8 protein-coding genes are annotated in these 15,084 nt (G+C 41.5%); 4 read left to right on the forward strand and 4 right to left on the reverse strand.

Features of this window, described 5'->3' with window-relative positions; translation table 11 throughout:
• Positions 1 to 13 precede the first annotated feature (13 nt).
• From ACFO6W_RS06750 to ACFO6W_RS06765, 4 genes are all read right to left on the reverse strand, one after another.
• Positions 14 to 865: a glycoside hydrolase family 16 protein gene (locus ACFO6W_RS06750; protein ID WP_379994636.1), complete on the reverse strand. Its 852-nt coding sequence runs from the start codon at positions 863 to 865 to the stop codon at positions 14 to 16.
• 67 nt (positions 866 to 932) lie between these two features.
• Positions 933 to 2,795, reverse strand: a complete 1,863-nt coding sequence (locus ACFO6W_RS06755) for a hypothetical protein (RefSeq protein WP_379994637.1) — start codon at positions 2,793 to 2,795, stop codon at positions 933 to 935.
• A gap of 21 nt (positions 2,796 to 2,816) precedes the next feature.
• Positions 2,817 to 4,421, reverse strand: a complete 1,605-nt coding sequence (locus tag ACFO6W_RS06760; RefSeq protein WP_379994639.1) for a RagB/SusD family nutrient uptake outer membrane protein — start codon at positions 4,419 to 4,421, stop codon at positions 2,817 to 2,819.
• Between the two features lie 27 nt (positions 4,422 to 4,448).
• Complete coding sequence (locus ACFO6W_RS06765) at positions 4,449 to 7,616, reverse strand: SusC/RagA family TonB-linked outer membrane protein (protein ID WP_379994640.1); 3,168 nt, start codon at positions 7,614 to 7,616, stop codon at positions 4,449 to 4,451.
• 580 nt (positions 7,617 to 8,196) lie between these two features.
• Here ACFO6W_RS06765 and ACFO6W_RS06770 point away from each other — a divergent pair.
• From ACFO6W_RS06770 to ftcD, 4 genes are all read left to right on the forward strand, one after another.
• Positions 8,197 to 11,031 carry a helix-turn-helix and ligand-binding sensor domain-containing protein gene (locus tag ACFO6W_RS06770; RefSeq protein WP_379994641.1) on the forward strand — a complete coding sequence of 945 codons (2,835 nt, stop codon included), beginning with the start codon at positions 8,197 to 8,199 and terminating at the stop codon, positions 11,029 to 11,031.
• 290 nt (positions 11,032 to 11,321) lie between these two features.
• A complete protein-coding gene (locus tag ACFO6W_RS06775; protein ID WP_379994642.1) occupies positions 11,322 to 13,304 on the forward strand; it encodes a urocanate hydratase in 1,983 nt (660 codons plus the stop codon).
• Positions 13,304 to 14,125: a hypothetical protein gene (locus ACFO6W_RS06780; protein ID WP_379994643.1), complete on the forward strand. Its 822-nt coding sequence runs from the start codon at positions 13,304 to 13,306 to the stop codon at positions 14,123 to 14,125. The genes ACFO6W_RS06775 and ACFO6W_RS06780 overlap by 1 nt, the downstream gene beginning before the upstream one ends.
• A 12-nt stretch (positions 14,126 to 14,137) precedes the next feature.
• Positions 14,138 to 15,040 (forward strand): glutamate formimidoyltransferase, encoded by a 903-nt coding sequence (gene ftcD / locus ACFO6W_RS06785; RefSeq protein WP_379994644.1) that lies wholly within the window; start codon positions 14,138 to 14,140, stop codon positions 15,038 to 15,040.
• The last annotated feature ends 44 nt before the right edge of the window (positions 15,041 to 15,084 follow it).

The following is a 15,084-nucleotide window of genomic DNA, read 5'->3' on the forward strand; positions in this document are numbered from 1 at the left end:
CATTTCATATAATTTATTTTGCTTTTTGATATACTCTGACATATTCTACTTCGTAGCGGGCAGGGAATATATCAGGGTCGATTCCTTCCAACCCTCCCCAGTTGCCGCCTATTGCCAGATTTAATTTCAGGTAAAATGGTTCATTGAACGGCCATGTGTTCTTATTGTTCGCATGATCATTGGCAAATGAAAAATATTCGACACCGTCGATATAGGCTGTTATCTTATCTTCTGTCCAGAGCAGCCCGTAAGTATAAAATTTGCGCTCGGCTCCCGGAGCTGTGCGTGTAGCTGTCTTTTCTGTACCTGCTACGTGGTTGTAATCCCTGGTGTGTACCGAGGCCTGTGTCACATCCGGACGATAGCCTACATATTCCATAATGTCGATTTCTCCGTCCAGAGGCCAGCTTTGAAAGTTTTTCGGCATCATCCAGAAGGCTGCCCATGTACCTTTTCCTCCGGGGACTTTAGCCCTCATTTCGAAGTAGCCGTATTTCCATGATTCTACTGTATTCATACGTGCCGAGATGATATCGGCCCCTTCGTGTGGTGTAGTCAGTTTATGAGCTGTGATGGTCAGCATTCCGTTGCGTACTTTAGCTACGGTATCATTTCCCAATACCCTGTCGATATAGTATTGGGGTTCGTTGTTTCCCCAGCCGTTATTGCCGGTCTCGAACCACCACTTATTATCCGGTAACCCGTTGGAAGTATTATCGAACTCATCGCTCCATACCAGGCTGTAGCCTTCAGGAGCATATCCATCGGGTTTCTCCGGTTCTTCTTCTCCATTGAAATTATCTTTAGCGCAAGCGGATAAAGAACATAGCAGGAGGGCTGATAGGAATATAAGGATATGTTTCATTATTATTGGGTTAAAGTTCTTCAGTAAGGCATTGAATGCCTTACTGAAGAATGATTTAGTTTTGTACTTATGGTAATACGATATTATCTACTTTCATCGATTTTGCATTCATATCAACTGTGATACGCAATGTGGCAGCCGGTAATTTTGCAAAAATATCCATATTGTTGTCTTCCGGAATGTCAAGGATTTCTGTAACTATACCGGTAGCAGTTCCTGTAATACCTCCTGCTTCGGAGAAGAATTTCGCACCTTTTTCATTTGCGGCTTCAGTAGATGTGGCGGTATAAACTTTGAATGAAGCATACGGTCCTTCTCCCCAATATTTTTTCTCGAAAGGTATCATTACAGTTGCCTGGTAGATGTTGTTATTTACTTTACGGAATAATATATATTCCATCACATTCGAGAATCCCCAATTTTCAAGGGTTGCTATTCCTTTATCGGAATAAACCGAACTGATGATAGCAGCAGATACTTTTGTAGGATAGCCTAGTCCTACTCCGGCGATGAATATGTAATCATTAGGCTGAGGTTCATCTACACTTACAATCACATTGTTACGGATAGGATTGTAGAGTAGTCGATAATCACCATCTTCTCCTAAGAACTTCAATTTGCCCCCGGCTACCTTTTCAAAGAAATCAACATTAAATAGAGCCTTCGCCAATCCTCCGTTAGGTGTATATTCATCTCCTTTTTTCAATGTGTAGTACATAGATAAGATCGCTTCACCTGCTATTTCCTGGCTTTTAGCATTTGCTATACTAAATATGCTGGATTCGACAGGAGCATCCGGGTCTATCTCTACATCTTCCAACACTTCACCCGTTGCACTCACTTTCTTGATATCTACGGCCTTCGTTGAAGAGTTCACTGTTATACGATAATAAGCGTTTTTATCAAGATTGCCATTAGGAACCCAGTCGTTTTCTTTCGTCTTATCAATTATGTCAGACCCTGTGAATGTGGCCGCTGCGGTTTTGATTTCGCCTGCCCATCCTGTATTGGAGAACGGTTTAAATGCAGCACCTTCATTAATACAGATAGTTGCCTGATATGTATTTTCTCCGGTACTACGCATTACAACGCGGCTGCGAATATTCTTACCCGGGTCCCATTCTGTCGTATAACGTCCGTCTCCCGCACCATAAGCAGCTTTAATATCCTCCGACGATACAGTAGTTGGATAGCCAATGCCAACACCAGTGAATACATAATAATCAGGAGCTTCTATTGCAGTAATAGGTTCAACAATAACATTTTTGCGCACAGGGTTCCAATAGATAGAATATACTCCGCTTTTACCAACAAACTTAGCTGTAGTTGTACTTTCCCTTACAAAGAAGTCGAGATTCACAATTGCATCATCATTGCCAATTGCGCCGGCAAGTGTAATAATACTGTTCTCCTCAATGTAAAGTTCATTCTTGTAGAATGTTTCCTGATGTGTAGCGTCAATACCATATTTTACGACTTCCGGCAGTACACTTTCGCTCAACGTTTCCAACAACAGGTTTTTAGCAACAGTGAATGGTATCTCGCGAGGCGTGCCTGTTCCTGCCCGTGTTATTGCAGCTACATAGAGGGTATATTCGCCGCTGCGGTATACCTTCTTTTTCAGAACGGTTGTACTGGCATCTTTTACAGTAAAATTAATTCCTGCTTCGGCAGAAGAGAATTGCACAGCCAGCACATCATCTCCATCTATTATGGTCATAGGATCGAAAGTGATAACTACTTCATTATCATTGTCAACTGCGGTTATCTTTACGTTTTGAGGTATCTCCACCTGTGAGCCTCCGAGTTTATAGCTGTCATCCTCCTGGGGAGAACAGGCCGTAAGCAGGAAGCACAAGGCTATGATCCCGGTGGTAATATTGCGTACCATATCTTTATATTTAATGTGGAAATTATTTAATGTTTTCATAATGATTCTCATTTTGAATAATTATTCCCATCCGGGATTTTGTTTTATTTCAAATTCTGTACCCTTGGTAACATCAATTTCGTTTTTAGGCAATGGCAGATATTTTTTTGTATCATCCCATGTACGGTTCATCTTGTATGTATCGTCGGTTACAGAAAGTACAGTATTTATATCACGTCCTTTTTCATCGCTTCCCCAACGTACAAGATCCCAGAAGCGGTTGCCCTCACCGAATAGTTCGCGGCGGCGTTCCAGTTTGATATTATTAAGGGTAGCAGGTATGCGATGATTCACATCTCCGAAGGCACGGTCGCGGATGGCATCCAGATAAGGTTTTGCCGCTCCTTCTCCTCCTGCATAGAAACTAAGTTCTGCTGCATTCAGGTAGGTTTCTGCCAAACGGTATATACGGGTATTATTCTCGAAATTGAGGTCTGCATCTCCGGTCGTATTTTGGTTATATCCCACACGGGCAGTATATTTGCGTAAGAACAGGCCGGTATTTTGGTAACCAGGTTCGTATGTACCACTCGGCCACTGGATAACGCTTGCATCTTTACGATAATCTCCAGATTCGTTGAAAATGGCATAGGCATCCGGTTGTACTGGACACCAGCCCCAGCCAAAGGCAAACATGCCTTTCGAATCTTTAAGAGAGCGTGCGGAAATTACCCTGGGCAGATAACTTCCATATCCAACCCAGGAGTTGCCCCATGTCTTACCTTCCGAAATCTGGTTACTTTCAAAAATAGATTCTTTGCAGAATTCGCCTTCACGGAGAAACATCCATTCTATCGGATTATCAGTGAGTTTTGTATCAGGACTTTTTTTGATCAGATCAAATTCTCCGCTACCAATGATCTTTTTCATATCTTCAAGCACCTGAGCATATTTCGTCTGGTCTTTCTGGTACATAACCACACGGGCTTTGGTCATCATAGCCATTGCTTTGTTGACACGTGATGCATTTGCCCCTGTAGTATTCATTGGCAACTCTTCTGTATTAATGGCGGCATCCAGGTCTGCGATGATCTTCTGATACACGTCGTCGGCAGAAAGTTGAGGAGCCAGATAAGGGGGCGCCAACGGGACATCATAATAAGGGATATTACCCCATGCTTTCCAAAGTAGGTGTACATAGTATGCCCGCAGCGTATGTGCTTCTGCTCTAAGCCGGCTTATTTCTGCGGCTGATCCGCTTATTGCATTGTCACAGGCTTGCAGTGTACTGTTGCAACGTTGTAGCCCTGTATAATAGATGCTCCACCATCCTGTAGGTATATCTACAGAGTTGCTTTTATATTGTGACATATAATAGTAAGCCGGCTGGTCGGTAGCATCACCTCCTCCTTTGTAGATGTCATCGGAACGGAAATCTCCGAAAATAGTCACGCTGGCAATGGACCCATTTGCATAGTTATCCATCAAAAGAATCTGATAAGAAGAAGTAAGCATTTGTTCAATCACGTCTTTTGTAGCAGGAGCACCTGCTGCAACCTGATTTGTAGGATAGACAGTAAGGAAGTCTTCGCCACAAGAGGGCAACGCCAGAAGGAGAGCACCTAGTCCCCATGTACAAATGCGTTGCATTGTATATTTGCCTTTTTTCGAAAATATATGTTTCATATTTGTAATTGTTTTCATGGTTCTTAATTAGAAGGAAATGCTGGCGCCTAATGTTATAGTACGTGCTTGTGGGTAGATGCCTTTGTCAACCCCCATATCTCCATCTCCGATTTCAGGGTCAAAACCATCATACTTGGTAAAGGTGAGCAGGTTCTCGGCCGCTACATATATACGAAGGCGGTCAATGCTGGCTTTTCGTGTAATGAATGCCGGAATTGTATATCCCAACTGTATATTTTTCAAACGGCAATATGCACCGTTTTTGATATACAGGTCGGATGCGCGCCAGTTGCGATTGTCTTCACCTGCAACAAGGCGAGGGATCTTGTTTGATGTACCCGGTCCGGTCCATCTGTCGAGCATCCATGCCGGTAGATTTTGTCGCGGAATATCCGAACGTTTTGATATATCGAAAATTTCATTTCCAGTAACTCCTTGGAAGAACGCATAGAAGTCGAGTCCTTTCCATTCTGCATTGAGAGTAAGACCAAATGTCCAGTCCGGATTTGGCTTACCGATCATATCTCTGTCTTCATCGTCGATTTTATCATCTCCATTGAGGTTTTTAAAGCGTACATCACCCGGTTTGGCATTCCCTCCGTATTTGAAGTTATATTCATCGGCTTCTTCCTGGGTCTGTAATATTCCATCGGTACGATATCCGTAGAAATACGGGCTAGGCATTCCGTTCTTTTGATAGATGAAGTTTTCAACACCGGCTGCGCCAACATTTCCCCATGAATTCTCTCCGCTGGCATTACCGTAATCCACCAATGTATTTTTCATATAAGATGCATTCGCTTTTACACCAAAGTTTACGTCTTGTATTTCGCCACGGTAACTCACGTCAAATTCCCAACCGGAATTATCCATTGTACCTGAATTGGCGAAAGGAGGTTTCAATCCTACGTAGCTGGGAGTTGGCTTTTCGCGAAGCATACCCACAGTGCGTTTCTTGTAATAGTCTACTGTCAGTGTAAGGGAATTTCTCAGGAAGCCTAGATCGAGTCCTATATCGGTTTGTTTGCTTTCTTCCCATTTTAAGTCGGGATTTGGAAGGCGGCCGCTGCTTATACCATAGTACATATTGTCTCCGAAATAGTAGTTTTGCCCACCATCCATAAGACTCATGTATGCATAGGCATCGATCCTCTGGTTACCATTGACACCCCAGCTGCCTCTCAGCTTCATATTGTGGAACCAGTCAGGAGTAATATCTTTCATAAACGGTTCGTTAAGTACATTCCAACCTACCGAAAAAGATGGGAATGTTCCCCATTTGTTGTTACTACCAAATTTGTCGGAGCCATCGCGGCGTACTGTTGCCTGAAGCATATAACGCTCGGCAAAGTTATAATCTAAACGCCCGAAATAAGAGGCCAGAGTTGTGCTGGATGCACTACCTCCACTGCGGCGGCCACCTTTTGTAGCATCGCCACGGGTGGCATCGATCACCATCATAGAAGGGTCGTAAGAAATATGCTCGTATCCGCTGCCGCTAAGTCCGCGTACGGAATATTCACGTGCCGATTGTCCTGCAAGGAGTGTAAAAAAATGGTCTTCGCCTATTTTGAAATTATAGTTCAATGTATTTTCGATCTGCCATGCAGCCCCACGGTTCATACTGGACCAGATTTCCGATTTTGCAGGATCTTCATTCGATGCAGCCGAGTTATCCGACAGATAATAAGGGAATCTGTAGCCATCATTGCCCCAGAACGCAAGGTCGAATCCGTAGCTGCTTTTGAATGTCAAGCCTTTATACAGATTTAATTCGCCCCAGAACGTTCCGATGAATTTGTCTTCATTATCGTAGCTCTTGTCGGGACGTAACATCAAACCAATCGGATTCCGGATCTCCTGGAAATAAGCGGGAGCCGGAGTTAATACACGTCCGTCTTTTGCTTTAACTGCATACGGATGTTTCTCGAGTAATGCTTTTCCATCATCTTCCGACAGATATACGCTCAGGTTAGGGGGCAGAGTCGTTGCACTACCCAATACTGTACCGAATACATCGTTTGTACCTATCCCTATTTTTTTGCCTCGGGAATAAGTCACGTTTGAACCTATTTTCAATTTATTAAGGAAGCTGCGCTCTTTTTCCGCGTTGTATACTTCGTAGGTATTGTTGCTGCGGACACTCCAGCGTTTGTAATTTGAAGCATTATAGTTGCCGCCGATAATACCCTCCTGATCGAAGTAACCGAAAGACAGATAATATGAAAGTTTATCATTTCCGCCAGAGATACTGATCTGATGATTTTGTACCGGAGCGTCTTTATTGAACACCTCTTCCTGCCAGTCGGTATTCGGAGTCAACCCTGCCCGTGCATCGGCAATGTCCTTAGATGAGTAGAGTAGAGCTTCCCCGTTGTTTAAATACAATTCATTAACCAATACCATGTACTGTTCCGAGTTGAGGACAGCTTTTTTCTTCCATGGATTTTGGAATCCATAACTCATGTCGTAGCTGATTTTAGGTTTTCCGGCTACTCCGCTTTTGGTTGTTACCAGAACAACACCATTGGCGGCACGTGAACCATATACGGCAGCCGAAGCACCGTCTTTCAATATTTCCACTGATGCGATATCGGAAGGATTGAGGTTAGTAATACCTCCATCTACGGCCATTCCGTCTATAATATACAGAGGATCACTGTTGCCTGTAGTACCTATACCACGTATGCGGACAGTGGAGCCGCTGCCCGGCTGTCCCGAGCCTTGTGTAACCTGTACTCCGGATACTTGTCCTTTCAGGACATTCTCTATGCGGGAAGGCGTCAGTTTTTCTATATCAGAAGATTTCACACTACTGATTGCGGCAGTAACCACACTCTTTTTCTGGACACCATAGCCGATAACCACTACTTCATCGAGCATTTGTTGTGTCAGGCTCAAAGCGACATTTATTGTACCTCCCGTAGCAGGTCTTTCCTGAGTTACATATCCGACATATGTAAATACCAAAGTAGCTCCGGATGGAACTTTAATAGAATACTGACCGTCGAGGTCGGTCATAGTGCCGTTTATGGTCCCCTTCTCGGAGACTGATACACCGATTAACGTTTCTCCTGTAGCTGCATCTGTTACAGTTCCTTTTATTTCAGACGTCTGTCCGAATACAGCCAGGGAAGAAAAAAGAAATAAAGGAAGAATAAATAACATTTTCCAAAAGATGGGTTCTCTCTTCATGATTGTTAATTTAAGGTTTGGTTTAATTTATGGTTTTTAGAGCCTTTTAAAAGAATCTGTTGCAAACATACTCCTGTTCTATTTTTTTTTATAATTTTTTAATACATCAAAAACTCAAAAATGAGTATAAATGAATACTACAACACTACTACATAGTTTTCATTTATGACTGATAAATAGACATTTATGTAAATAAATTCTTCTCATGTGTTTTTTTAACAATTAATATTGTATATTTGAATTCGCTACTATTCAGATAGTCGTTTAAGTAAATTTGTTTGAATAGCGAATAATTCAGATTATGACTATTTTAGACACTTCGGCCAGTCGTTGGCAGTCATAAGAATAAGATGTGTAACCAGGTATTATAGATAACGATTTATATATTAATGAGACAAAAATTGGATAATACATCATTTTATTTTACCATTTTACTTGCTGATAATTTGGTTATTAGGCACTTTTTGAGAGAGAGAGAGAGAGAGAATAAATACGTATTATCCGAAAATAGGAAACCTTATTCCAAATAGTTGAAAAAATTATTTGGAATAAGGTTTTTGTGCATATATCTTAAGTCAATATGAAATATATATATATTCTGATCATAGCTTTTCTTATACCGGCATATAGTTACTCAAACCCTATATGGAAAAGAAAAGTCATTAATTACGAACGGACCCAGTATGAGGCAGGACCTCAGAACTGGATGATAGACCAGTCTGAAAACGGGTGGATATATTGTGCGAATAATAACGGATTACTGGAATTTGACGGGGTTAACTGGTCCTTATATTCAATCAGAAACAGAATTTTACGTTCGTTAAAAATTGTCAATAACAGAATATTTGTAGGAGGAAGTTCGGAATTCGGTTACTTCTCCCCCAATGATATGGGGTTTCTGGAATACAGATCACTGTCCGAGAAAATCACCGGTTGGACCGGAGAAGTATGGAGAATATTGCAGAACGACAATATTATATATTTTGTCAGCGACATGCATATACATATGTACAAGGACGGATTGGGGATAAGAACTATAGCTATAGATAAAAAAATAGACTGTTCGGGTATAGTAGACGGAAAGCTATATGTAGGCACCACAGCCGGAGTCTATTTCCTTGATAAAGACAATAAAATGGAGTTTCTCTCCACATCATCTCCATTGCAGTCACATAAGCTTGTCAGCATCCTTCCGTATGAGAAACGATTATTGGTAACAACCGCCCAGTTCGGATTGTATCTGCTCGACAACAACGATATACAAAAGGTACATTCTGTCGCCGATGACTTCATCGCCACGAACCAGTTGTTCAGTACTTCTATTCTGGGCTCGGTCATTGCTCTGGGCTCGGTACAGAGCGGAATGCTGCTTTTCGATTTAAAGAATCCACGATTCAAAGAAATATACAATCTCGATAACGGATTAAAAAACAACACAATACTAAGTTCGTTTTTTGATAAAGACAATAATCTCTGGCTGGGACTCGACAAGGGTATCGGACTCATAGACCTGAACACTCCTGTAAGCCATCTTTATGCTACTGTATCTCCCATTGGAACCGGATATTGTTCGGCTCTTTATAAGAATGAATTTTATCTGGGAACTAATCAGGGATTATATAAATTAGCTCCGGATGGTAGTTGCGGGTTGATAAAGGGATCGGAGGGTCAAATCTGGTCAATAATGGAGTATGATAATTCACTCTTTTGCTCGGGTGATAATGGTATTATGGTTATAAGCACAGACAGGACATATAAAATAAATATTCCGGGTATTTGGGAAACCCACCCCCTGATACCGGATAAGGATAAACTGATAGCGGGAAGTTATTTCGGACTGGATATTATAAAGAAAAAAGACGGCAGGTGGATACCTTCGCACAGAGTAGAAAATTTTAACAATTCGAGCCGGGGATTTATCGAAGATGACGAAAATCCTTATAGCTTTTGGTTGGTAAATGATAAACAAAGGGTAGAAAAGATAACTTTTGATTCTGTATTCAACGCTATAACCAGCAGGAAAGAATATACACTTGGAAATTCCAGAACCAGTGAAAACCTGTTTTTCCGGAAAGTTGATAATAATCTTATTATTTGCGGGCTGGACGGTATTTACCAATATAGCCGTATCACCGATAGTTTCGACAAATATACACAACTCGAATCCATGCTTGAAGGTTCCCGGTATTATGAATTTCTTTATATAGATAAACTCAAGAATATCTGGTTTGTATCGGATAGCAAATTGAAATTCAGACAATATACCCCAGGCGGCTATACTGCTTCTATATACAATTGGGGATTATCCAACGAATTGATAATAAATCATGAAAATGTATATTTACCCGATACGAAATCCGCAATTATATCTGTAGACAATGCTTTCATAAAAATAGACTTAACCAAAGATATTCACAAGTTGAAGAATATAAAGACGTATATAAAGAGTCTTTCCAGTAGCCGGAATGATAGCGTTATCAGCACAGGTAAAGCCACGGCGCTTGTCTCTCTGCCCTATTCTTTAAATTCCATAAAAATAAATTTTGCTGCAACGGATTTCACTCAAACATCCGATATCCTTTATGTATACAGGCTCAAAGGCGTAGATGACGAATGGAGCCTGCCCTCACCTATCGCATCGAAAGAATATACAAACCTGTCAGAAGGCAGGTATGTATTTGAAGTAAAAGCGTTTGTAAACGGGAATGCGGATTCGACAAATACGGCCTCTATCAGCTTTATGATTTTGCCCCCATGGTATAGATCTTCATTGGCATATATATTGTATTTCCTGATAATTATTATTTTCTTATTTGTTCTATATAAAAAGACAATCAGTAAACAAAAGAAGATAATATACCAGAAAGGTGAAGAATTAATTGCGCAAACCAAGCGCCATAAAGAAGAAACCAAGCTGAAGGATCAGGAAATTTATGAACTTCAGAATGAGAACCTGAAGTCTGAATTGCGTTATAAGACACAGGAACTCAGCGGATATATGCTAAATGTAATCCGCAAGAATGAAATACTGGAAGATGTTAAAAAGAATGCGTTGAGTATCTCAAAATCTATTGACGAAGAAAAAGAAGTAAATATAATAAAACAAAGAGTAGTAAGGCTTATAAGCCAGATCAATAGCAATATAGAACATGATACTGATTTTGAAGTGTTCAAGTCCAATTTCGACCTTGTACATCAGGATTTCTTCAGACTACTGGATGAACGGTTTCCGGGATTGAGCAGGAATGATAAAATATTGTGTGCTTACCTGTATATGAACCTTTCAACTAAAGAGATCGCTCCTTTATTAAATATATCTACACGTGGGGTAGAGGTGAACAGATACAGATTACGAAAGAAAATGAATCTCGACAGGGATATAAATCTCTCGGAATACCTTCAAAACCTGAAATAGAAGAATCCTGACATTTTGATAGAAATAAAAGCCAATGATCTGTATCGTTGGCTTTTTTCATTGTTAAAACTTCTGGTATATTCTTTTATAAAATGAAATTTGTCTTTAAACATGCTTAGAAATATATCAAATATTTTCATTGGAAAAAATATAAATCTTATCTTCGAAAAATGCAATTAAGAAGAAGAAAGAATTTAATGATATAGATATACTATTTAAGTCTAACTCTCCGCTGCATTTAAACTTAACAAAGTAATAAATCGGTCTGCGACCTTAAGAACTCAATAATCATGGAAATCAGACTCAATAACCAGCTACCTGCATACCCGCCTTTCGTTGACGGAATACGCCGCGCTCCCGACCGGGGATATAAACTGACTCCTGCCCAAACAGAACTGGCTCTTAAAAATGCTTTGCGATATATACCTAACGAACTTCACGGAACTCTGGCCCCCGAATTCCTGGAAGAACTTAAAACCCGTGGCCGGATATATGGCTATCGTTACCGCCCACAGGGTGATATTTATCCGAAGCCGATAGATGAATATAAAGGAAACTGTATAGAGGGGAAGGCATTTCAGGTAATGATAGATAACAATCTGTGCTTCGATATAGCTCTTTATCCTTACGAACTGGTTACATATGGTGAAACCGGACAGGTTTGCCAAAACTGGATGCAGTACCGCCTGATAATACAATATCTGGAAGTAATGACCAGAGAGCAAACTCTCGTCATTGAATCGGGTCATCCTTTAGGTTTGTTCAGATCAAAACCGGATGCACCCCGTGTTATCATTACCAATTCGATGATGGTAGGTATGTTCGATAATCAGGCTGATTGGGAGATTGCCGCACAGATGGGCGTTGCCAATTATGGACAGATGACGGCCGGAGGATGGATGTACATAGGTCCTCAGGGAATTGTACATGGTACATTCAATACACTGCTGAATGCCGGACGGTTGAAACTGGGCATTTCACAGAACAAAAACCTGAATGGTTACTTGTTTGTTTCTTCCGGTCTCGGGGGTATGAGCGGCGCTCAGCCTAAAGCCGCCGATATAGCAGGTGCAGTGTCGATTACTGCCGAAGTAGATTATTCCAGAATAGAAACCCGTTATAATCAGGGTTGGGTACACCATATTGTTCCGGATGCAGGCGAAGCCTTTAGATTAGCCAAAGCGGCCAAAAGAAAAAGAAAGTCTTGCTCGATAGCCTATCTGGGTAATATTGTCGATCTGCTTGAATATGCGTACACAAATCAGATACACATCGATTTATTGTCAGATCAGACTTCATGCCATGCAGTATATGAAGGGGGATATTGCCCCGCCGGAATAACATTTGAGAAGCGTACCCGTTTATTGAAAGAAGACAGGATTGCATTTCGGAAGCTGGTAGATACCTCACTGAGACGCCATTTCGAAGTTATCCGCAAACTTGTAAACCGGGGAACTTACTTCTTCGACTATGGAAATTCATTTATGAAAGCTATATATGATGCCGGAGTGAAGGAGATATCTAAAAACGGGATAGATGAAAAAGACGGATTTATCTGGCCGTCGTATGTCGAGGATATTATGGGGCCTGAATTATTTGATTACGGGTACGGTCCGTTTCGCTGGGTATGTTTGAGTGGAAAACACGAAGACCTGATTAAAACCGACTATACGGCAATGGAATGTATAAACCCTGCACGCAGAGGACAGGATAAGGATAATTACGACTGGATTCGTGATGCCGGAAAAAACCAATTGGTAGTGGGCACACAGGCGCGCATACTGTATCAGGATGCTATGGGGCGTATGAATATTGCTTTGCGATTCAACAAGCTGGTACGCGACGGAGAAGTAGGTCCGATCATGCTTGGTCGCGATCACCACGATGTAAGCGGTACCGATTCTCCTTTTCGTGAAACGGCAAATATAAAAGACGGCAGTAATGTAATGGCTGATATGGCTGTACAATGTTTTGCCGGAAATGCCGCCCGGGGCATGAGTCTGATTGCCCTACACAACGGAGGAGGTGTCGGAATCGGCAAATCGGTAAACGGAGGATTCGGATTAGTTTGCGATGGAAGTGAACGAATCGACGATATTATTCGTTCATCTATGTTGTGGGATGTGATGGGAGGTGTTGCCCGTCGTTCGTGGGCAAGGAATGGAAATGCGATAGAGACCTGTGAATCATTCAACCAATCCCATAAAGAAGGATACCATATCACGATGCCTTATCTGGCAGATGATGAATATATAAAACAACTTTGTAAATAATGAAGAAACTGATAGTTCCTATATTATTGTTCCTTTCACTAAACTCTTTTTCCCAACTGGATTTGGCTAAAGTGGCCATAGATATCACTATAGAAGGAAAATACCTTTATCAGCTGGAAAAAACTGCTTGGAACGGAACGGATATATTCTCCAAAAGTTATAAAGAACCCCATCGGATAGGAGGCTACTTTTCCTTTATGGATGGTAATAAACCCAAGTGCCTGGTCTTTTCCAAAGGGAATAATCCGAAAGTTCTCGGTGTTGTGTCTTTTGGTGATATCAGTATAGTGGAAACGGCCACAATAGATTTTAAAGAAAGGGATTTCAAGGCCTCTGAAAAAGAACTATACACCATTCGTACAAAAGCTTTCGAAGAAGTGCAGCGGGATACATTATTTAAGGCTTATAACAATACCAGTCTGAACCTGATTCCGACAAATAAAGGAGGAGAAAAGATAGTATATGCCCTGACTGCTCCAAAATTAACGGGAACTGTCCTCTTTGGTAATGATTACCTGATGGCATTTGACAACGACAATAATATGATAGAAAAGGAGAAGCTTCATCGCAATCTGATTCCTATAAAATTTGATGAAGATGAAGACGCTGTTGCATCTGTACATTCCCATGCCACAGGTACAGACGAATTCATTACTGCGACCGATATATGCACGTTGATGCTTTATGCAAAATTTGCCGGCTGGAAGCAGCATATTGTAATGTCGCAGAATTATATAAGTATATGGGATTGTGAGAATGAATCGCTTGTTATAATGACAAGGGACGATTATGAGAAATTGGGGAAAGAATCTAAAGAATAAAAACAACATACCATGAGTTCAAACAAAATCGTAGAATGCGTGCCTAATTTCAGCGAAGGGCGCGACTTGGAAAAGGTAGAAAAGATAGCGAATGCTTTCCGTGCAAAAGAAGGCGTAAAGCTACTCGATTACAGTACAGATAAAGACCATAACCGCATGGTAGTAACAGTAGTAGGCGAACCGGAGCCTCTAAAAAAAGCTGTAATAGAAGCCATCAGCATTGCAGTGGATATTATCGACCTGAACCATCATGAAGGTCAGCATCCGCGTATGGGTGCGGTAGACGTGATACCGTTTATTCCTATTCGTAATGTATCGATGGAAGAAGCGATCAATCTGTCCAAAGAAGTGGCTGAAGAAGTAGTAGACAAATACAACCTGCCCGTTTATCTATATGAAAAAAGCGCGTCCGCCCCGCATCGCGAAAACCTCGCGGCCATCCGCAAGGGAGAGTTTGAAGGCTTGAAAGATAAAATGCAATTACCCGAATGGAAACCTGATTTTGGTCCTGCACAACCGCACCCGGCAGCAGGGGCTACAGTCATAGGCGCACGCATGCCGTTAGTGGCTTACAATGTGAACCTGAATACTGATAAGCTCGAAATAGCCGATGTTATTGCCAGGAAAGTACGTTTCCTCGGCGGTGGACTTCGCTTTTGTAAAGCTATGGGTGTGGAGCTTACCGACAGGGGTATTGTACAGGTATCGATGAACCTGACTGATTTTACGAAGACAGCTATCTACCGTGCCCACGAGTTGGTACGCGTCGAGGCTAACCGCTACGGGGTAAGTATTGTAGGAGCAGAAATTATCGGCCTTGTTCCCATGGATGCGCTGATAGATACGGCTGCCTATTACCTCGGGCTGGAAGGCTTTTCTACAAAGCAGGTATTGGAAACCCATCTGATGGAATAAAATAGGATTTAAAGATTTTAAATTTCAAAATTTAAAGATTCAGA

This window comes from Dysgonomonas termitidis (genome assembly GCF_042654545.1).
Lineage (GTDB): Bacteria > Bacteroidota > Bacteroidia > Bacteroidales > Dysgonomonadaceae > Dysgonomonas > Dysgonomonas termitidis.

Coding starts and splice junctions, on each gene's coding strand:
- ACFO6W_RS06770 (WP_379994641.1), top strand. CDS start 8,197: ATGAAATATATATATATTCTGATCATAGCTTTTCTTATACCGGCATAT.
- ACFO6W_RS06755 (WP_379994637.1), bottom strand. CDS start 2,795: ATGAAAACATTAAATAATTTCCACATTAAATATAAAGATATGGTACGC.
- ACFO6W_RS06775 (WP_379994642.1), top strand. CDS start 11,322: ATGGAAATCAGACTCAATAACCAGCTACCTGCATACCCGCCTTTCGTT.
- ACFO6W_RS06760 (WP_379994639.1), bottom strand. CDS start 4,421: ATGAAACATATATTTTCGAAAAAAGGCAAATATACAATGCAACGCATT.
- ACFO6W_RS06750 (WP_379994636.1), bottom strand. CDS start 865: ATGAAACATATCCTTATATTCCTATCAGCCCTCCTGCTATGTTCTTTA.
- ACFO6W_RS06780 (WP_379994643.1), top strand. CDS start 13,304: ATGAAGAAACTGATAGTTCCTATATTATTGTTCCTTTCACTAAACTCT.
- ftcD (WP_379994644.1), top strand. CDS start 14,138: ATGAGTTCAAACAAAATCGTAGAATGCGTGCCTAATTTCAGCGAAGGG.
- ACFO6W_RS06765 (WP_379994640.1), bottom strand. CDS start 7,616: ATGAAGAGAGAACCCATCTTTTGGAAAATGTTATTTATTCTTCCTTTA.